Origin of the sequence: Paenibacillus polymyxa (assembly GCF_015710975.1) — a bacterium.
Taxonomy (GTDB): Bacteria; Bacillota; Bacilli; order Paenibacillales; family Paenibacillaceae; genus Paenibacillus; species Paenibacillus polymyxa.
The window spans coordinates 5,728,154-5,747,352 of the sequence record NZ_CP049783.1 but is presented as its reverse complement, the minus strand read 5'-3'; the positions used below and the strand labels follow the sequence as shown (position 1 = coordinate 5,747,352).

At 44.7% G+C, this 19,199-nt stretch carries 19 protein-coding genes and 1 other RNA gene; 10 read left to right on the top strand and 10 right to left on the bottom strand.

All coding sequences use genetic code 11. The features are described 5' to 3' along the window. Positions 1 to 8 precede the first annotated feature (8 nt). Positions 9 to 1,958: an ABC-F family ATP-binding cassette domain-containing protein gene (locus G7035_RS26100; protein ID WP_019686902.1), complete on the top strand. Its 1,950-nt coding sequence runs from the start codon at positions 9 to 11 to the stop codon at positions 1,956 to 1,958. An 88-nt stretch (positions 1,959 to 2,046) separates the two neighbouring features. On the opposite strand, the gene G7035_RS26095 is transcribed toward G7035_RS26100, so the two are convergent. The 5 genes from G7035_RS26095 to G7035_RS26075 form a co-directional block, all read right to left on the bottom strand. Beyond that, complete coding sequence (locus G7035_RS26095; RefSeq protein ID WP_019686903.1) at positions 2,047 to 3,084, bottom strand: M42 family metallopeptidase; 1,038 nt, start codon at positions 3,082 to 3,084, stop codon at positions 2,047 to 2,049. Between the two features lie 13 nt (positions 3,085 to 3,097). Then, a complete protein-coding gene (locus tag G7035_RS26090; RefSeq protein ID WP_016819718.1) occupies positions 3,098 to 3,520 on the bottom strand; it encodes a LapA family protein in 423 nt (140 codons plus the stop codon). Positions 3,521 to 3,576: 56 nt separating this feature from the next. Further along, positions 3,577 to 5,373 (bottom strand): oligoendopeptidase F, encoded by a 1,797-nt coding sequence (pepF, locus tag G7035_RS26085; protein WP_019686904.1) that lies wholly within the window; start codon positions 5,371 to 5,373, stop codon positions 3,577 to 3,579. Between the two features lie 199 nt (positions 5,374 to 5,572). Next, the gene (locus G7035_RS26080) at positions 5,573 to 5,761 is read right to left on the bottom strand and encodes a hypothetical protein (protein ID WP_016819720.1); all 189 of its coding nucleotides are present in this window, start codon (positions 5,759 to 5,761) and stop codon (positions 5,573 to 5,575) included. A 7-nt stretch (positions 5,762 to 5,768) separates the two neighbouring features. Further along, positions 5,769 to 6,002: a hypothetical protein gene (locus G7035_RS26075; protein ID WP_014599632.1), complete on the bottom strand. Its 234-nt coding sequence runs from the start codon at positions 6,000 to 6,002 to the stop codon at positions 5,769 to 5,771. A gap of 173 nt (positions 6,003 to 6,175) precedes the next feature. Between G7035_RS26075 and G7035_RS26070 the strand changes: the two genes are divergently transcribed. The 5 genes from G7035_RS26070 (at position 6,176) to G7035_RS26050 (ending at position 10,636) form a co-directional block, all read left to right on the top strand. Beyond that, positions 6,176 to 6,373: a cold shock domain-containing protein gene (locus G7035_RS26070; RefSeq protein ID WP_016819721.1), complete on the top strand. Its 198-nt coding sequence runs from the start codon at positions 6,176 to 6,178 to the stop codon at positions 6,371 to 6,373. Between the two features lie 208 nt (positions 6,374 to 6,581). Further along, on the top strand, positions 6,582 to 7,997 hold the full coding sequence (locus G7035_RS26065; protein ID WP_019686905.1) for an MATE family efflux transporter: 1,416 nt from the start codon (positions 6,582 to 6,584) through the stop codon (positions 7,995 to 7,997). A 237-nt stretch (positions 7,998 to 8,234) separates the two neighbouring features. Beyond that, a complete protein-coding gene (locus tag G7035_RS26060) occupies positions 8,235 to 9,314 on the top strand; it encodes a tetraprenyl-beta-curcumene synthase family protein (protein WP_019686906.1) in 1,080 nt (359 codons plus the stop codon). Between the two features lie 23 nt (positions 9,315 to 9,337). Next, positions 9,338 to 10,309: a 6-phosphofructokinase gene (pfkA, locus tag G7035_RS26055; RefSeq protein WP_016819724.1), complete on the top strand. Its 972-nt coding sequence runs from the start codon at positions 9,338 to 9,340 to the stop codon at positions 10,307 to 10,309. Between the two features lie 117 nt (positions 10,310 to 10,426). Further along, positions 10,427 to 10,636 carry a DUF3906 family protein gene (locus tag G7035_RS26050; protein ID WP_017425844.1) on the top strand — a complete coding sequence of 70 codons (210 nt, stop codon included), beginning with the start codon at positions 10,427 to 10,429 and terminating at the stop codon, positions 10,634 to 10,636. On the opposite strand, the gene G7035_RS26045 is transcribed toward G7035_RS26050, so the two are convergent. The 4 genes from G7035_RS26045 to G7035_RS26030 all read right to left on the bottom strand — a co-directional run bounded on the left by G7035_RS26045 (position 10,633) and on the right by G7035_RS26030 (position 14,775). After that, entirely contained in the window at positions 10,633 to 12,003 is a 1,371-nt protein-coding gene (locus G7035_RS26045) for an MATE family efflux transporter (protein ID WP_019686907.1), read from the bottom strand. The two genes, G7035_RS26050 and G7035_RS26045, sit on opposite strands and share 4 nt — an antisense overlap. Positions 12,004 to 12,196: 193 nt before the next feature. Further along, positions 12,197 to 13,375, bottom strand: coding sequence for a putative glycoside hydrolase (locus G7035_RS26040; RefSeq protein ID WP_019686908.1), 1,179 nt, complete (start codon positions 13,373 to 13,375; stop codon positions 12,197 to 12,199). Positions 13,376 to 13,592: 217 nt separating this feature from the next. Further along, positions 13,593 to 13,781, bottom strand: a complete 189-nt coding sequence (locus tag G7035_RS26035; protein ID WP_014599634.1) for a hypothetical protein — start codon at positions 13,779 to 13,781, stop codon at positions 13,593 to 13,595. Positions 13,782 to 13,953: 172 nt separating this feature from the next. After that, positions 13,954 to 14,775, bottom strand: a complete 822-nt coding sequence (locus G7035_RS26030) for a YitT family protein (RefSeq protein WP_016819728.1) — start codon at positions 14,773 to 14,775, stop codon at positions 13,954 to 13,956. A 326-nt stretch (positions 14,776 to 15,101) separates the two neighbouring features. Between G7035_RS26030 and cshA the strand changes: the two genes are divergently transcribed. From cshA to G7035_RS26010, 4 genes are all read left to right on the top strand, one after another. Then, positions 15,102 to 16,679 carry a degradosome RNA helicase CshA gene (gene cshA, locus G7035_RS26025; protein WP_013370492.1) on the top strand — a complete coding sequence of 526 codons (1,578 nt, stop codon included), beginning with the start codon at positions 15,102 to 15,104 and terminating at the stop codon, positions 16,677 to 16,679. Between the two features lie 217 nt (positions 16,680 to 16,896). Further along, positions 16,897 to 17,658, top strand: a complete 762-nt coding sequence (locus tag G7035_RS26020) for a YesL family protein (protein WP_016819729.1) — start codon at positions 16,897 to 16,899, stop codon at positions 17,656 to 17,658. Between the two features lie 58 nt (positions 17,659 to 17,716). Further along, positions 17,717 to 17,911: non-coding RNA, 6S RNA (gene ssrS / locus G7035_RS26015), on the top strand. Positions 17,912 to 18,126: 215 nt separating this feature from the next. Further along, positions 18,127 to 18,519 carry a DUF1499 domain-containing protein gene (locus tag G7035_RS26010; protein ID WP_016819730.1) on the top strand — a complete coding sequence of 131 codons (393 nt, stop codon included), beginning with the start codon at positions 18,127 to 18,129 and terminating at the stop codon, positions 18,517 to 18,519. Between the two features lie 93 nt (positions 18,520 to 18,612). On the opposite strand, the gene tpx is transcribed toward G7035_RS26010, so the two are convergent. Then, entirely contained in the window at positions 18,613 to 19,131 is a 519-nt protein-coding gene (tpx, locus tag G7035_RS26005; RefSeq protein WP_013370495.1) for a thiol peroxidase, read from the bottom strand. Positions 19,132 to 19,199: the final 68 nt, after the last annotated feature.

Here is a 19,199-nt window from a genome sequence, read left to right as displayed (position 1 = left end):
AATCTGTAATGAATATTATGACCGTTGAACATATAACCAAAAGCTACGGCGAGAAAATGTTGTTCGAGGATGTTTCCTTTGGTATGGATGAGCGCGACAAAATAGGGGTTGTTGGTGTAAATGGTACTGGAAAATCAACGTTTTTACGTGTAATTTCCGGCCTAGAGCCGCCAGATGACGGTAATATTGCAGTGAACAACGATGTGCGAATTCAGTATCTGGCACAAAATCCGGAGTTTGATCCTGAAATGAAGGTACTCCAGCATATTTTTCATGGCAACCAGCCTGAAATGAAAGCAGTGCGTGAATATACAGAAACGATGGAATTACTGGAATTGAATCCGGGTAGCGAGGAGCTCCAAAACCGCCTGCTGCGAGCAAGTCAGCAAATGGATACGTTCCAAGCATGGCAGCTGGAGAGCGAGGCCAAAAATATACTTACCCGACTGGGAATCACTCAGTTTGAGTCTCGTATGGGCGTTCTCTCTGGTGGTCAGCGTAAACGGGTTGCTTTGGCTGCGGCTTTGATCCAACCTTGTGAGCTGCTCATTTTGGACGAGCCTACCAACCATATTGATAATGATTCCGTTGCGTGGTTGGAGCAATATTTGCAAAAGAGACGTGGTGCGTTGTTAATGATCACGCATGATCGCTATTTTCTGGATAGAGTTGCTAATGTCATGTTAGAGCTGGATCATGGTCGCCTTTTCCGTTATGAGGCTAACTATACCCGTTTTCTGGAGCTGAAGGCAGAACGCGAGGAGCGGGAAGCATCTTCGGAACAAAAAAGGAAGAACCTGCTGCGTAATGAGCTGGCCTGGATTCGTCGAGGAGCAAAGGCACGTTCGACCAAGCAGAAAGCGCGTATTGACCGATATGAGCAGCTTAGGGATCAGCAACCGGAAGCTCGTTCTGGATCTGTAGATATGTCCGTAGCCTCCACACGTCTGGGTAAAAAGATATTGGAGATCGAGCATTTGTCCAAATCGGTAGATTCCCGTAAGCTGATTCAGGATTTGAGTTACATTGCGGTTCCTGGTGATCGTGTGGGCATCCTAGGACCTAACGGTAGTGGAAAATCCACTCTGCTCCAAATGATTGCCCAGCGTGTAGAACCAGATTCCGGCAGTGTTGTATTGGGACCAACTGTGAAGCTCGGTTATTTTACTCAAGAGCATCAGGAAATGGACGAATCCTTGCGTGTCATTGAATATATTAAGGAAGAAGCGGAAGTGATTCGTACGGCAGATGGTTCGACGATTACAGCTGCGCAGATGCTGGAGCGTTTTCTGTTTGCACCAAGCGCGCAATGGACGGTTATTTCTCGTTTGTCCGGGGGCGAAAAACGTCGCTTGTATCTGCTGCGTGTCCTTATGTCCGCACCAAATGTACTATTGCTGGATGAACCGACAAATGATCTCGATATTCAGACTCTTTCCGTTTTGGAAGACTATCTGGATGAATTCCCAGGCGTAGTTTTTATCGTTTCCCATGATCGTTATTTCCTGGATCGGACCGTGGACAAAATACTGGCATTCGAAGGGAATGGACAGGTACGTGTACATGTAGGCGACTATAGCGAGTATGCAGAATGGATCAGTAAAAATGCACAGCTTTCTGCGAATACGTCTGTCTCGCCGGGTACAGCTTCCTCGAATCGGTCTTCTGCACCTAAGTCTGCGGGTCCTTCCGAATCAGTCAATGGGGCAAATAAACCCAAGCTTAAATTTACCTTTAAGGAACAGCGGGAATATGAGCAGATTGATGAGCTGATTGAACAAGCCGAACAGAAATTAGCCGACATTCAGCGACAGATGGAGGAATCTTTCAGCGATTCGGCACGGTTGCAGGAGCTGTTGGCTGAGCAAGCGAAGGCTGAACAGCATCTAGAGTACCAAATGGAACGTTGGACCTATTTGAATGAGCTAGCCGAGCAAATTGAACAAAGTAAATCTTAAAAATAAAAGCAAGTCTCCATTTAGATGGAGGCTTGCTTTTTTGTAGAAGTAAAAGTATGTGCACCTGTTTTCCATGCAGCATAAATGGTTAGGCTGTTACATAAGCCGCAAGCAGACGGGCAGTGTTTAATACGGCCTGCTTATGCGTGCGCTCCATTGCGTGAGAGGCGTGTACGCCAGGTCCGATCAGTGCGGCACGAATGTTATTGCCTGCTTTAAGCGCAGCCGAAGCGTCTGAACCATAGTGCGGATAAATATCTACCGCATACGGAATATTCAGCTCCTTGGCCAGCTCAATCAGACGGGTCGTCATGTTATAGTCGTAAGGGCCTGAGGAGTCTTTGGCACAGATGGAAACGTCCGTTTCCTTGCAGCTCAGATCTTCACCTATGCAGCCCATGTCGACAGCAATCATCTCACTGATTCCTTCAGGTATGTAGGCCGCTCCGTGCCCCACTTCCTCATAGTTGGAAATGAGCAATTTAACAGTATGTCGAGGCTTCCAGCCTCCATGTACAGATGATTCTAATAAACCAAACAGTGCCGCTACGCTGGCTTTATCATCCAAGTGCCGCGACTTGATAAAGCCACTGGGCGTTACGACTGGGCGCGCTTCGAACGAAATAAAATCGCCCACCGAAATACCGAGCTGAAGCACGTCTTCTTTCGACTCGACAAGCTCGTCAATCCGTACCTCCATATGGCTCTCCTTGCGCTCAAAGCTTCGTGCATCATCATAGACGTGCACGGATGGGTGGCTGGATAGAATAGTGCCCGTATACGTTTGTCCGCTTCTGGTATGAATAAGGCAGTATTCGTTCTCAATGCTGTTCATCATGAAGCCACCCACAGATGTCAGGCGTAGGGTACCTTGCGCTGTAATCGAACGAACCATCGCCCCCAATGTATCCACATGCGCGCTAAGCGCCACTGTATGGTCCGTTTCTTCACCTTTCAGAGTCAGGATAGCACCACCTTTTGCATTCCATTCGATGGGTACCCCTAGCTTTTCGGCTTCCTTACGAATCAGCTCCATCACATGATGTGTATATCCGCTAGGACTGGGCGTGTTCAAAAGCTGATTTAAAAAGCTCATGATATAGTTTTCATTGAATTGAATTGTCATTTGTTGCTCCTCCTCATTTGGACAACCGATCAGGGTTAGAGGACGGTTGCTCTATACCTGGGTCGGATGTAGACACCGTGCTGGAAGAACCAGTCGTGTCATTGGACACATTCGCGTATGCTTCCACTGCCGATGTGTGCTCTTCTTGTAGTGTATGAAGCTGATTAGTCAGACGCTTGATCTCTCTCTGAAGCCTATATTGACGGAAGATTCCGAAAGAACCGACAATAAGTCCACCTAAAAGAGTGCAACCGAGAATAAGCAGAATCAAAGGAATGCTGACCCTGCTAAACAGAAGGTTCACTTGAACCGAATTGACATTAATAACAGCAAAAACAGCTGTTAACAAAGCTATAACAAGTGCTGCAATCAAAGACCATTGTGTTTTCAAAATGCCACCTCCTCCCGTTACATTATAAAATCCCTTGTCCTCCATGGACAAGGGATTTATCCGTGCATCTTTTTAATGCGGGATTCGAAGTGTGCACGGTTTTACTTTCCTTCAGTTAGCTTTTCCATTTCCGTAATGACTTCTTCAAATACGCTCATGGCTTCGCGAATCGGCTGCGGAGAGGACATGTCAACGCCAGCTTTCTTCAAAATATTGATTGAATAATCACTGCCACCGCTCTTTAGGAAGCCTAAGTAACGGTCAACGGCTGGCTGGCCTTCTTCCAGAATCTGTTTCGAAAAACTGGTTGCTGCCGAGAAGCCAGTAGCATATTTGTAGACATAGAAGCTGTTATAGAAATGAGGGATTCGTGCCCATTCCATTTCTATGTCTTTGTCTACCTTCATGCCAGGTCCGTGATATTTCACATTCAAATCATAGTAAATCTCCGACAAAAGCTGCGGTGTAAGGGATTCTCCCTGTTCAGCACGCTCATGTACAATCTTCTCAAATTCCGCAAACATCGTTTGACGGAATACTGTTGTACGGAATTGGTCCGCATAGTAGGTGAGAAGGTACATTTTCTCTTTTGGATCGGTAGACTTGTTCAGCAAATAATCCATCAGCAAGGCTTCATTAGTAGTGGAAGCCACTTCAGCCAGGAAAATGGTATACTGTGCATCTCGGTACTTCAATGCGTTGTCTGAATAGTACGAATGCAACGCATGCCCCATTTCATGCGCAAGCGTGAACATGCTGTTCAGGTTATCTTTATGGTTCAGGAGCACATAAGGGTGGGTGCCATAAGCTCCCCAGCTATAGGCGCCTGTACGCTTATTTTCATTTTCGTATACGTCAATCCAGCGCTCATCGTAGCCTTTTTGCAATGAAGCCAGATAGTCCTCGCCCAGAGGCTTAAGGCCTTCTTTGGTTTGCTTTTTGGCGTCTTCATACGTAATGTCCATCTTGTATTCGTCCACAAGCGGAGCGAATAAATCATACATATGAAGCTCATCCACACCTAACAGCTTCTTACGCAGCTTGATATAACGGTGAAGCAGGGGCAAGCTTTCATGAATCGTATCAATAAGATTCGTATACACTTCTTTCGGAATATTATCACCGTATAATGACATTTCCAGTACGGAAGGGTATTTGCGAACACGTGAATAAAAAATATTTTTGTTCACATTAGCACTCAATGTAGAGGCAATCGTATTTTTATTTTTGGCATATGTGTCATATACCGCTTTAAAAGCACGTTCACGTACTTCGCGGTGTGGACTTTCGAGAAATTGGATGTAGCTACCATGAGTCAGCTCGACCTCTTTGCCATGCTCATCCTTGATTTTCGGAAACTTCAGATCCGCGTTGTTAAGCATCCCGAAAATTGTTTGCGGGGCTTGAGCCAGATTGCCAACCTGAGCGAGCAGTGCTTCTTCTGTTTTGCCCAAAATATGAGCTTTTTCCCGTTTCATTTCTTGAAGTGTAAACTTATAATCCGAAAGCTTCGGATCTTCAATGAAGGCATCAAGCTGAGAATCTGGCAGCGCCAAAATTTCAGGTGTCACGAATGAAAGAGACTCGCTGACTTCCACGCCTAGTTTTTTAGCTTTTTGCGAAAGACCCTGATATGTAGGTTCAGCCGTATCTTCATCATGGTGAAGATGGGCATACACATATACACGCTCGGTTTTAAGTGACAGCTCATCTTCGAGTTTGAAGCAGTTGCCAATCGCTTCGGCTGAATTGAGCTTGCCTTGGAATTGAGCAGCCTTTTTGGCCAATTGTTTGACTTCTTCGTATTCTTGATCCCATGCCTTGCGGTTGGGGAACAGGTCTTCCAGTTTCCATGTATTTTCCACTGGCGCATCAGCGCGTTTTACAATTTCACTCATGGAGAGCCTCCTCTGATCGAACGTAATGTGGGATAGGGCTGCGGCGGTAAGGGACGGATGCCAAAACGAAGAAACCGCCACGCTTACCGTAAGCAGCAGGGCAAGAGGTTTTACAGGATGCATGTAACGGCATATCCTCCTTATACCATGGCTTGTTATGCCATAGTATGACCTTTTGCCCCTGAAAGTATAATTTTTCTTACTGTGGGTTGGAACCTATATTTAATAAGCTGTATACAATAAGATAAAAGGCAAGGCAAATCATGATTACGGCAGTGAGGGCCATCCACTTTTTGAGAGGAGTCGGTATCGTTTCACGCTTCATGATCAGCACTCCGCCCAGCGTGAAGGCCAGAATAATGAAGATGAGATAGCTGTTGGACACCATGAATAGGCTACACCTGTTTGAAAGCGTTCATGATCCGCTGCCACTCTTCCTCATTATCTTGAAAGGACTGCTTGGGGAAACGATTTTCAGCCCAATGCATCAGCGCCGGACGGCTCAAAAACGTGTGAGCTTCCTCGCCCCAATCATCAGATATTTCCCGCAGAACGATGTAACGGCCCTGCACCTCGACAGTCATCATATTCCACTTGTCTTTTTTGTATATTTCGTGTTTTTTCATCATATGCATGTCTCCGATTTTATAGATGTTTTGGTTCATGATACCGCAGTTTCTGCCGCAAAAGCAAATCATTCCAGACCGTAAAACCCGGAAAAACACCAATTGCAATGTGAAAAAGCATGAAGTATAATATGGATATTCGCCATAGATGGCGGTATTTTTAGGAGGTTGTTCACTTGAAAGGTACAGTTAAATGGTTTAACGCAGAAAAAGGTTATGGCTTCATCCAAGTGGATGGTGGCGAGGATGTATTTGTACATTTCTCCGCAATCCAAGGCGACGGTTTTAAAACTTTGGAAGAAGGTCAAGATGTTGAATTCGAAATTACTGAAGGCAACCGTGGACCACAAGCAGCTAACGTAATCAAACTGTAAGTGTAACTGAATTGTAAGAAATGTTCCGTTTTTACGGATGTCTTATATATTACGGTTAAACGATGAATTGAGAGCGCAGTTCCTTACATTTAAGGAGCTGCGCTTTTTTGCGTAAAAACGTTTATGATATGAGAAGGTTGGGCCGGAATAGGGTATTATACGTAATAAAACTAAGCGTGAGTTATCTTAAGTTGAGGGAGCTGAGAAAATGAGTGCAGCAGAGGCTAATCGTAATCCTTCCCTGATTGAAGGCCCTATTGCCAAAACACTGTTTATGTTCTCTTTGCCGATGCTGTTCGGAAACATTTTGCAATCCTTGAATGGAACGATTAATTCAATCTGGGTTGGGAAGTTTCTGGGAGAAGCCGCATTGACTGCCGCTTCGAATGGAAATATTATAATGTTCTTTCTGATCAGCTCGATTTTTGGAGTCACCATGGCGGCCACTATTCTGATTGGACAACATATCGGAGCGGGTGACATAGCAGAAACGAAGCGTGTAGTAGGTACAAGCGCTGTCTTTTTCCTGGTGCTTGCTTTTGCTATAGGTATTATTGGGTTTTTGGGCTCACCTTGGATTCTTCATGTACTCAATACGCCTGCCGAATCAGTCGATATGGCGATCACCTATACGCGCATTATTTTCGCGGGTATGCCCTTTTTGTACGGATATAACTACATCATGACCGTAATGAGAGGGGCTGGAGATTCCAAAACACCATTTTATTTTCTGCTCGTTTCCGTCGTACTGGATGTTTTACTCAACCCACTACTCATATTCGGATGGGGGCCGATCCCTGCTATGGGCATCGGAGGCTCCGCCACAGCTACCCTGATTGCTCAAGGGATCAGCTTTGTATTGATTCTCATTTACCTATATCGTGTAAAATACTTTCTGCGCATTACATCTTCAGAGCTTCACTTACTTCAATTTGATTGGAAGATTATTTGGACCCTTATTCGTAAAGGAGTCCCGATGGGACTGCAGATGATTGCTGTCTCCACCAGTGCGATTGCTTTAATGAACCTGATCAACGGCTACGGGACAGTCGCAGCGGCAGCCTATACAGCAGCTAACAATTTGTCCAGCTATGTGCAGATGCCGGCCATGGCATTAGGTGCAGCCGTATCTTCCTTCGCCGCTCAAAATATCGGAGCCGGACGCTGGGATCGAGTGCGCAGGACAACCTGGATTGGGATTGTGTATAATTTTGTATTGACTGGTGGGGCTGTAATATTCATTTACGTATTTAACCGTCAAGCCTTACTGATGTTTCTTCCTTCTACGGGAGGGGCATTGGAACTGGGTATGCAGATTAATCTGATCACCTTGTGGTCTTTTGTTATATTCGGTATTACCAATGTCATTACAGGCGTTGTTCGATCTACGGGTTCTGTAATGGTGCCGCTGTTCATTACCATTATTTCATTATGGGGCATTCGTATACCTTTGGCCTATGCATTTGTCGATGAGTATGGGCTGGATGCTGTATGGTGGAGCTTTCCTATTGGTTTTACGATCTCCGCCGTAGCAGTTATTTTCTATTACGTTTTCGGAAAATGGAAGCAGGCTAGCATGGGAGAGGGAAACCAAGGCATGAAGCTGGCCGAGGACAAGGGATAGATAGGACAATTCTACTATTTGCGATTAAAGTTTTATAAGGGTGGATCTAGTTTGACTGTTATTTTTGGCTAATTCAGTGGCACGGCTACAAAGCGTTTTTGTGAGAAGAGCTCATTTTTCTTGAATAGTAAAGAAAAAAGTGAGGTTGTTCATTTGTGCTAAAAGGTCGATCATATTATAATGAATATGGTTTGGATAGGTATAATTACGTAGACAACAATGTGGAGGCACCGTCATTTGAGTTATGTTGAGCAAGGACGTTATCAAGTACCGAGAGGCCCCATAGGTCTAATGAGCCGAATGTACAAGCACATTCTCCCTGAAACGAAACAAGAATTGAGTAACTGGAAGAGCAAGGCCGAACAGATTCCGGACCCTGAGCTGAGAAGCCAGGCGCTTGCGAGCATAGCAGAGAAGACGTTTCACTGCGTGGGGGGAGCGGTTTATGCTGCAGCCAATATGTCTGACCGGCAGACGCTAATTCCGTTGATTGTGGCGTACCAGACGATTAGCGATTATCTGGACAACCTGTGTGATCGTAGTACGTCGATGGACCCGGATGATTTTAGGTTGCTGCATCAGTCGATGCTGGATGCGGTTAATCCGGCGGCTAGGCCAGTGAATTATTATGAGTTGCGTCGTGAGCAGGAGGATGGCGGTTATTTGACCGGGCTGGTGACAACCTGTCAGTCTTGTGTAAGCAGGCTTCCGGGCTATGAGGCGGCAATGCCTTACGTTCAGGATTTGGCGCGATTATACACGGATTTGCAAGTATACAAGCATATTAAACCCGAGCTGCGGGAACAAGCGCTTTTGGACTGGTGGTCGATTCATAAAGACCGTACACCCGAGCTGCGCTGGAACGAGTTTGCTGCGGCTACTGGCTCAACCCTGGGGGTCTTTATGCTGTTTCTTGCTGCCAGCGACCGGCATCTCACAGATGCGGGGGCTGCCTCAATACATGCATCGTATTTTCCACATGTGTGCAGTCTTCATATTTTGCTGGATTATCTAATCGATCAAGACGAAGACCGGAAGGGCGGAGATCTTAACTTTTGCAATTATTATGAAGATACCGACATGATGCTGGACCGGATCGCCTACGTTGTGAATCGGGCGCGGGCTGATATTGCAGATGTCCCTGCCAGCTCCTTTCACCGGATGATTATCGAGGGATTGCTGGCTTTATATTTATCCGACCCTAAAGTTAGTGAGCAGCAGGATGTTCGCGCTGTTTCGAGACGTTTAATGAAAAATAGTCCGCTCATGCGTTTGTTTTTCCTATTAAACAGTCGATGGATAAGAAGGCTTATATGATTATTTTGAGGAGGTCATAAATCATGACAGCAGTTAAGAAAATTGCAGTATTAACAAGTGGTGGAGATTCACAAGGGATGAACGCGGCAGTTCGCGCCGTCGTGCGTAGCGGATTGTATTTTGGACTGGAAGTATTCGGGATTCAACGTGGATATCAAGGCCTTTTGAACGATGATATTTTTCCAATGGACCTGAGAAGCGTCGGAGATATTATCCAACGTGGGGGTACTGTACTTCAATCTGCAAGATGTCTGGAATTTACGACTGAAGAAGGTCAGAAGCGTGGCGCTGAAATTTTGCGTAATCGTGGAATTGACGGCGTAGTCGTCATCGGTGGCGACGGTTCTTATCAAGGGGCTAACAAGCTGACCAAGCAAGGCATTAAAACCATGTGTCTTCCAGGAACAATTGACAATGATATTTCCTTCACAGACTACACCATTGGTTTTGATACGGCGGTAAGTATTGTAGTGGACGCAATCAACAAGCTGCGTGATACGATGTCTTCCCATGAACGTTCTTCCATCGTGGAAGTTATGGGACGCCATTGTGGAGATATTGCTCTCCATGCGGGTCTGGCTTCCGGTGCAGAAACGATCTTGGTACCTGAGGTAGAATTTGACCTGAATGAAGTATCCGATCGGATGAAACAAAACTTCAAACATGGCAAACGCCACAGTATCATTATCGTTGCTGAGGGTGTAGGCAAAGGCGAAACAGTAGCCAAAGTAATCCAAGAAAACTGTCCGGATTATGAGCCTCGTGTTACAGTGCTTGGACACATTCAACGTGGAGGTACACCAACCGCGTTTGACCGCAACCTGGCAAGCCGTTTGGGTGACTTTGCTGTTCGTCAATTGATTGAGGGTGTATCTGACAAAGCTTGCGGAACGATCGACGGTAAGCTGGTAGCTACAGATATTGGCAAGGTTGTAAGCACCAAAAAAGATTTCAACATGGAGCTTTATGAGTTGGCTCTGCGTTTGTCCCAATAATAAGAACCTTTACGTTTAGTAGATGGGCTCTGATATGGGGAAAATTAAAATTATGCGGATGACCTGAGTCATCCGCTATTTTTTTAGCTTTGAATAGGGGTCAGGAGGTAATCATGCATGTATTTATTCAAAATGGAAGTGGACAGCTCGGAAGGAGCACTGACCGTCATTCTTGCTGCTGAGAATGAGGAACAGGCATTTGAGGAAATGGACCAACATGTGGAGAGACACTTTTTATATCCCCCCGAGCTAAAGGAAGTGGCTATCGTAGAGAAGAAACGAATTACTGCTGGTGTAGCATATGTAATCGAAACACGCAAAGACTAAGTAGCCTTTGCGTGTTGTTTTTGTTCGGCAAAACGATGTTGCACTCTTACCAAACGCCAGAGAAGTAAAATGGCGCCTACGGCCAGACCTGTAATCAAGCCAATCCAGTAGCCGTAAGGTCCCCACGTGGTCCAGCGTGCGAGTATATACCCTACAGGAAGCCCAATTACCCAATAGGACAGGAATGTGAGTAAAAAGGCCGGATTGACATCTTTATACCCGCGTAGCGCTCCTTGTGTTGGTGTAGCGACAGCATCAGAGATCTGAAAGAAAATCGCATAGATTAAAAAGTGCTGGGCCAATTGAATGACCTGCAGGTCAGTAGAGTAAAGTCGAGCGACCTGTTCACCCCAGATAAGCAGTATAATAGCTGTAATCAATGATAGGCCTACTGCGCTGCTAATGCCCATTACGCTATACGTTTTGGCATCTCGTGGACGGGAAGCTCCTGTTTCAAATCCGACCAAAATCGTAAGTGCCATGCAAATACTGAGTGGAATCATATACAGCGTAGATGCAAAGTTCATGGCTGCCTGATGAGCGGCTATGGTAGCTGTGTTATAGCTGCTCATGAAGAGCGTGACAGCTGAAAAGACGGCAGTCTCAAAAAATATAGCAAATCCAATAGGTACCCCGATTTTGATAAGCTCTTTTAAAGCACTGGCCGCAATCCCGTATATTTTGCTAAAGATTCGGTATTCGGCAAATATTTTTCCCCGATGCGCAGTAATACCAGCGACCAGCATAATAATCCAGTAGGTGGTAGCCGTTGCTACCCCGGAGCCTACACCCCCCAAACGGGGAAAACCCCAGTTACCATAAATAAGTAGATAGTTCAATAAAACATTGATGGGCAATGACATGAGCGTGATTAACATCGTAAAACGGGTTTGTCCTAATGCATCCATAAAGCTTCGGAGCACAGTGTAGGCAAATAGAGGGACAACACCAAAGGCCATCGCACAAAGATAGTACAGAGCCACATTATGAACTCTCAATTCCAGATTCATACCGTTTAATATAGGCTTTACCAAAATGATGCCAGCAATTAAAACGACGATGGATAGGACGAGAGACAGCCAAAGAGCCTGAATGACATAGTAGGAGACTTTATCTTTGCGTTGTGCACCCACCAATTGCGATACAATGGGGGTAATAGCCATAAGTATGCCATTAAGGCCTGTTTGTACAGGGACCCATAGGCTTACTCCGATAGCTACTCCAGCTAGATCGGCAGGGGAAAAGTGTCCCGACATATTAGTGTCGAAAAAAGTCATGGCAGATAGTGCAAGCTGGGTAATCAGAATAGGGAGCAAAATGTAAAAAAGCTGCTTCCATTTCTGTCCCATGGTTAGAGTCAATTGCATTTTTGTTATCCTCATTTACTAGGGTTTGATTATTTGTACATATCATAACATGTAAATTTTATTGTAAGGGATACTGCAACAATTGAACAGCCATAAAAAAGACTGCATCCGTTCGTCAAACAACGGGGCAGTCTTCGATAATAAAGATATAAGTTCTAAAATTCGTATAAAAAAAGAGGAGTCAGAAGGATAGTTATTTGTAGGTTACTCCGCTTGTATAGCGGTTAGTGGCATTCCAGAGTAAATATTCGTCCACCTTCATGTCCTTAAGCGCGCGAATTTGGTCCTCGACTTGTGTTTTCCCATATTTGGCATAATGTCCGCTTCCTAACCAACTTGCGGTAAAATCCTGAATCCACGGACGAATAATTGGCTTTAGCTTGCCTGTAGGATCGAGTTTTTTGTGTGTATCGGCCATGGATCCTTTGATTGTCTGGTAGGGGTTTTTATCTGGGTCCTTTACACCAAACCAGCCTGTTGTATAGTGACTTGGATAAACCATCGGTGAAATGACATCCACATTTTCAGAAATTTTAGTGAAATCCTGTCCGATACCCTCGGCAGCAGGAACGGATGCGGCATATCCGAAAATATCTACCGATACCCTCACACCTAGTGGAGCAAGCTCTTTACGGGCATATTGTACGAATTCAGCGACCGTATCCGAGCGGGATTGATCGGATTTGGTATATTTTAGTTTGTCTGCTCTTTTTTCAAAACCTTCAGGGAAACGTACATAGTCAAATTGGACTTCCTTAAAACCGAGTTTTGCTGCTTCCTTGGCAATGGCGATATTATAATCCCATACTTCTTTATTATAGGGATTGACGAACCCATCTCCCTTGCCGTTTTTCCAAACAGAGCCGTCAGCATTGCGGAAGGACATCTCAGGATTTTTGTTGGCCAATACCGTATCCTTAAATACAACAATACGAGCAATCGGATAGACATTATGTTTTTTCAAACGGTCCATCAAACCGGAAATATCTTTAATGAATTTTTGCGGCTTGCCCAATTTCAGAAGCTCGGGGTTGGTCGTTGGATAAGTGATGTAACCTGCATCGTCCTTAATATCGATAACCATAGAATTGAGCTCTGTCTTGTCCAGTAATTCGAGTAGCTGAGTCATACGTGAACCGCCTGCGCTATAGGCTGTGACATAGATACCTTTAATAGCTGGCGTGGTCGGCTGTGGGTCAATTTTAACCGGCGGATTGGAGGCATCTACCTTTGTATTACTGTGTTGTGCCTGGATCATGGCACTGCTGATTGTCGTTGCCACCGTATCTTTTACATTTGGAGCGTTGGCTGACTGGCCCCCGTTTCCGCCTATTCCCATTGCCAATAGCATAATTGCCCAAATCATATTCATTTCCTAACTCTCTCCCTTATGTATGGCGCTTACCTGATTATACGTAAAGTTATGGATCGAAAAAACAACACGCTTGTAACCAATACTGGTATCATCAGGCATAGTCTTACATGATTAACCTAACTATCGCTCGATGAATCCGTAAATAGGCATAAATAATGCCGCTCTCTTCACGGTTGTGGATGCAACCGGAAGAAGCGGCACTTGGCAAAAAAATTTATTGAAGATAGTTATTGTCTTGGTGCTCACAAATACTGTACTGAATAATTTCAAGCGCATCCGTTGGCTTGAGTATGGACAACCCGTCTCGAAGCACAATCATCGAGTTTAGCTCATTCTTTTTGAGAGAAGGGAGCATTTCCGGGTACCATCTTAAGACAATGTCGGACAGTTTTACCGTTTCCATTTCCACAAAAATCACCCTTTCCTGCTCGGAATCATTCCAAAAGAATCATTCAATACGATTCGGAAAAGCAAAGTGCCTGTGAAATAGCAGGTAAAGCTGGTCTTTATATACTATGGGAACAGCGCACATATAGTGTACCACAAAAACAGTATTTTGACACTTGGGTTTGTGCTTATCTTCGGCGGAATGAACCCATTACTCCAACCGTTTCCACAATATTGACAAAAGCAGAAGGGTCTACTTCCTTAATGATGCGTTTTAATTCAACAAGCTCGTAGCGTGTCGTAACAGTCATCAGCATGTCCTTTTCGGTATGTGAAAATGCACCTTCAATTTTTATTTTGCTGACACCTCGTGGCGTGGTCAACATTCGGCTGAGTAGCTGGTCAGTGTGCTCTGTAATGATGTAGACGGTGATCTTCGTATGGCTTACATAGATTTGATCCAACACTTTACCAGTCACAAAAATGGATAACATAGAAGCCAGTGCAATATTCCAATCATCGTTCAAATATCCTGCTGCGAGAATGACCAGTCCATTCATGCCCACAAGTACAGTTCCGACGGGGAAGTCACGATATGTGGTAACGATGGAGCCGATAATGTCAAAACCGCCCGTAGACCCTCCTACCCGAAAGGAAATACCCGCCCCAACGCCGACCATTACCCCACCAAAGACAGAAGCCAGCAGGGGATCAGACACAACAGATTGTACGGGAACCCAGGCCAAAATCCACGTGGTAACGATAACCGATAGAATGCTCAGACTAATAAAACGCTTGCCTAAAATAAACCAGCCTGCAATAAGCATTGGGATATTGATGATAAAATACATGGTGCTGATATCGAATTTTGTGAAATAGCCAATTAGCATGGAAAGTCCGGCTACTCCCCCGCTCAGTAAGTGATGTGGGACGAGAAACAGATTAAAACCGCATGCTATGGCAGCGGCTCCAAGAATAACAGTTAAGCAGTTTAACACTATTTTCAACAACTTTTTTTCACCTCATTTTAATTATACAGAAAGCAACTTACTGGTATTCATGAATTGTTCTGTGCTATAATGCGATGTGGATATTCTTGAGTAGGGACCTATGTCCAGAGAAACACTTAAAATTTAAACTGTTTTAAAAAGGATAAATTCGTTTAAGATGTATCGGATAGGGTTCCCCGAATTCATTACAGAAAGATGCAGTTATAGAGTTAAATAAACTGTCACTGTATTGGGGAAAACTTATACAATAATATCGCTACTTAAGAATACAGACAACATTGTGGATTGTCCACCACATCCACCATTATGAAGGAGTTTGAATAAATTTGACGACATTTGCAGAATTTGATCTTGAACCGAAGGTAATTCAGGCGATTACGGAGCTGGGGTTTGAAGAAGCAACACCTATTCAATCCAAATCCATCCCGATTGCATTGCAAGGGAAAGACATGATTGGTCAAGCCCAAACAGGTACGGGTAAAACCGCTGCGTTTGGTATTCCGATGATCAATAAAATTTCTAAAAACGATGAAAAAATCAGAGCCCTGATTATGGCTCCAACACGTGAGCTTGCTATTCAGGTGGCTGAAGAAATCGAAAAACTCTCCCGCTTTAAAGGTCTTCGCACTTTGCCGATCTATGGTGGACAAGATATCGTACGCCAGATTCGCGCTTTGAAAAAGAAACCTCAAATTATTATCGGTACACCAGGACGTTTGCTTGATCATATTAATCGTAAAACCATTAAGCTAGAAGACGTAAACACCGTTGTTTTGGATGAAGCAGATGAAATGCTGGACATGGGCTTCATGGAAGATATTCAGTCCATTCTGAAGCAGGTTCCAGACGAGCGTCAAACGATGCTGTTCTCTGCTACAATGCCTCCTAACATTAAAAGATTGGCTGAGCAATTCCTTAAAGATCCTGAGCATGTATCCGTTATTCCTAAACAAGTTAGTGCTCCGCTGATTGATCAGGCCTATATTGAAGTTCCTGAGCGTCAAAAATTCGAAGCATTAAGCCGTTTGATCGACATGGAATCCCCAGAACTTGCTATCGTATTCGGTCGCACTAAGCGCCGGGTAGACGAGCTGGCTGAAGCTCTGCAAAAACGTGGTTATTCCGCAGACGGTTTGCATGGTGACTTGTCTCAAAACCAGCGTGATGCTGTTATGCGTAAATTCCGTGACGGAAGTATTGACGTACTCGTAGCGACTGACGTTGCTGCCCGTGGTTTGGACGTTTCTGGCGTAACTCACGTTGTGAACTTTGACCTTCCGCAAGATCCAGAGAGCTATGTTCACCGTATCGGACGTACGGGACGTGCAGGTAAAGAAGGGGAAGCTTGGTCATTCGTAACGCCTCGTGAAATTGACCATTTGCATTTCATTGAGCGTGTAACCCGTCACCGCATTCCACGTAAGCCTCTTCCAACGTTGGCAGAAGCTCTGGAAGGCAAACAACGTATCATCGCAGAACGCCTTCTAGAGGTTGTAGAAAAAGGCGAGCTGAACGAGTACAAAGGTTTGGCTATTCAAATGCTGGAGCAATATGATTCTGTACAACTACTCTCTGCAGCTCTGAAGCTGATGACTGGTGAGAAGAGAGAGGCATCTATTGAGTTGACTCCGGAAGATCCGATCCGTGCAAAACGTCGTAAACCAGACGTGCGTTCTGGCGGACGCAAGCCTTCCAACTATAGTGGACGCAGCAACGGTGGCTACAATTCCAACCGTGGCGGTAGCGGCAGTAAAGGTGGATACGGCGGTTACAACCGTGGCAAAGAAGGCGGTGGCTACAACCGTGATTCCGGAAGCCGCTATAGTGGAGATCGCAAACCACGCCCAAGCAGCAATGGCGAAACTCGCCGTCCTGCAAGACGTGAAGATTCCTCTTCTGAATAATAAGAAATAAATGATTAAAAAGTCGAAGCTAATGCTAGCTTCGGCTTTTTTTGATCGGTAAGTATGAATTTTATGGGATTTACTTTAATGGACCACGTATGGATTTCACTAGCGCTTTAGGGATGAAATACGGTATGATATAGTCAAGAGCCGGAATTAACAGGCATAGCAACATAAGTCTTGGAACTGCCAAGGCTTGCGGAGGGAGAGACTAACATTGGAATTTAAAGGAGCTATGGGGGGGATTTACCGCCTAACCGAGTGGATTACCCGGCTGGCGGCTAGCAATTTGTTGTGGGTGTTATGTTCATCGCCTTTTGTATTCTGCCTCATACTGAAATTACTGGTTATGAATCAGAATTTGGCGAATGAATCGTTACAAATGAACTGGGCGATGGCTATTTTGGCACCGCTTACTTTATTTCCAGCAACATCGGCTTTGTTCTCAGTGGTTCGCAAATGGGTGATGGGCGATACCGATACAGGCGTGTTTCGTACCTTCTTTAAAGGATATAAAGAGAACTATAAGCAGAGTCTGATTGGGGGTATCTTTTACACGTTACTGTTTGTCGTCATGTATGTGGATTACACTGTATATATGACACAGCTCAGCAACTTGCAAATCGTGGGTGTTATCATGCTGATCCTCATCATTATTTTGCTTGTGTCTATGTTTAACTTCTTTTCGATGGTAGCTCATTATCATATGTCTACCGGACAAATTATTAAAAATGCGGTTTTATTGACGCTGATTCGACCATTCCGTGTATTTTCCACCATGCTCGGCAGCGCCGTTGTTATATACATTGGAGTTAAATATCCCGTGCTTTTCTTATTCTTCATCGGCAGTGTAGTTGCCTGGTTCGCTTTTTTTAATTTTTACGGAACCTTCCTCAAAATGCAGGATCAAATGGAGAAAATGAAACAGAAAGACGAAGAAAAGGCAACCATTGAAGACAAGAAAAGTGATAACCTCTAAAAATAAAACATATTTCTCCTAGCATTTACTTTCTGAGTGAGAAGCGCTATAATAAGGTCACATCCTGCGATGCACGTTACGGTCATTTGTTGTTTTGAACCAATGACAATGTCTAGGGAGATCTATACGAATGAATAGCTGAAAAGCCCTGTCAATTGCTGACAAGGGGACTTCAAAAGTTTATTCTGCGGTCACCCACCTGCTAAAGCAGGTTCAGAAGACGCTATGGTCGGACGGCATCGGCGGGTACTCCATAATGTAATGAACACACTCTGGTACTGCTTATGCAGAAACAGGGTGTTTTTTGTATGCAACAATGTTAAACTAAGACATGAGGTACTAAGGTCGCATACCACAGGCATGATCGGACTCAATTTCGGTTGTTTATCGTGTTTTATAAAGCGCTTGCAGCAGAGGAAGCCGATGTGTCGTATGATAGGTAGCGATTATCGTGAAGGAGGAAATGTCTTGTCGTTGAAGAGGACTCTGGTAGGGATTGTGCGCAGCCAAGAAGGTACAAGCGACCGGGTCAAGGACCCCCAAATGAAGACACGCTATTATAACTTATCGAGAGACAAGGCTTGGGAAGAAGTATCATCTATCTTGAAAAAGATTCCTGGCTACAAGGTGCTCCATGAGGTAGCATCTGTAGGTGAGATTACGTTGGAGAAGCGAACGGCTTTCGGCAGAACCGTCGACATTACCGTTTCTATTTTATCTGTCTCGCCAGTTCGAAGTGCGGTGGATATTTATTCTGCTTCACGCGGATCGTTAGGGGACTTGGGTGCGAATTACCGCATTATTTTGCAACTGTTCGCTATGATCGACAAGAAGCTGTCTGCTTATAAGGTCGTACAGTAGTAGCAGGTTGTGGGAGTAGTGATGTGGTAGACAAACATCGAAAAAAGCGAGGAAGGCAATCCTTCACTCGCTTTTTTAATATTCGGTCCTGATTTAGACCAGTTTTTTTACGGCTGCAATCGCTTGATCATAGTCAGGATGCTCGGCCATTTCGCTCAAGTATTCTACGTAAGCGATTTTGTCATTTTGGTCAATGACAAAAATAGCTCTATGATCCAAATGGAATTCCTTAATGAATACACCATAAGCTTCACCAAAGGAATGATCTTTGTAGTCGGACAGTGTCAATACGCGATCAATACCAGCCGCACCGCACCAACGAGCTTGAGCGAAAGGCAAATCCACGCTGACCGTTAGTACCACAACTTGGTCCCCCAGGGAGTCTGCTTCCTGGTTGAAACGTCGCGTCTGTGCGTCACACACGCCTGTATCTAGAGAAGGGACAACGCTAATCAGTTTGACTTTGCCTGCAAAGTCTTGAAGCGTAGCTGCTTCCAATAAGTCTTTCTGTAATTTGAAATCAGGCGCCTGATCTCCAATTTTCAGTTCAGGACCTATGAGAGTCAAAGGATTGCCTTTAAAAGTAGCAACTCCTGTACGTTCTTGTGCCATATGTAATAGCCTCCTTTGGTTTTTGGCATTGGTTATCGTTGCCGAAATCTATTATAATCTTTTATAAA

Coding starts and splice junctions, on each gene's coding strand:
- tpx (WP_013370495.1), bottom strand. CDS start 19,131: ATGGCACAAGAACGTACAGGAGTTGCTACTTTTAAAGGCAATCCTTTG.
- G7035_RS26100 (WP_019686902.1), top strand. CDS start 9: ATGAATATTATGACCGTTGAACATATAACCAAAAGCTACGGCGAGAAA.
- G7035_RS26040 (WP_019686908.1), bottom strand. CDS start 13,375: ATGAATATGATTTGGGCAATTATGCTATTGGCAATGGGAATAGGCGGA.
- G7035_RS26095 (WP_019686903.1), bottom strand. CDS start 3,084: ATGACAATTCAATTCAATGAAAACTATATCATGAGCTTTTTAAATCAG.
- pepF (WP_019686904.1), bottom strand. CDS start 5,373: ATGAGTGAAATTGTAAAACGCGCTGATGCGCCAGTGGAAAATACATGG.
- G7035_RS26050 (WP_017425844.1), top strand. CDS start 10,427: ATGTATTTATTCAAAATGGAAGTGGACAGCTCGGAAGGAGCACTGACC.
- G7035_RS26065 (WP_019686905.1), top strand. CDS start 6,582: ATGAGTGCAGCAGAGGCTAATCGTAATCCTTCCCTGATTGAAGGCCCT.
- G7035_RS26080 (WP_016819720.1), bottom strand. CDS start 5,761: ATGGTGTCCAACAGCTATCTCATCTTCATTATTCTGGCCTTCACGCTG.
- pfkA (WP_016819724.1), top strand. CDS start 9,338: ATGACAGCAGTTAAGAAAATTGCAGTATTAACAAGTGGTGGAGATTCA.
- G7035_RS26035 (WP_014599634.1), bottom strand. CDS start 13,781: ATGGAAACGGTAAAACTGTCCGACATTGTCTTAAGATGGTACCCGGAA.
- G7035_RS26090 (WP_016819718.1), bottom strand. CDS start 3,520: ATGGAGGACAAGGGATTTTATAATGTAACGGGAGGAGGTGGCATTTTG.
- G7035_RS26045 (WP_019686907.1), bottom strand. CDS start 12,003: ATGCAATTGACTCTAACCATGGGACAGAAATGGAAGCAGCTTTTTTAC.
- G7035_RS26075 (WP_014599632.1), bottom strand. CDS start 6,002: ATGATGAAAAAACACGAAATATACAAAAAAGACAAGTGGAATATGATG.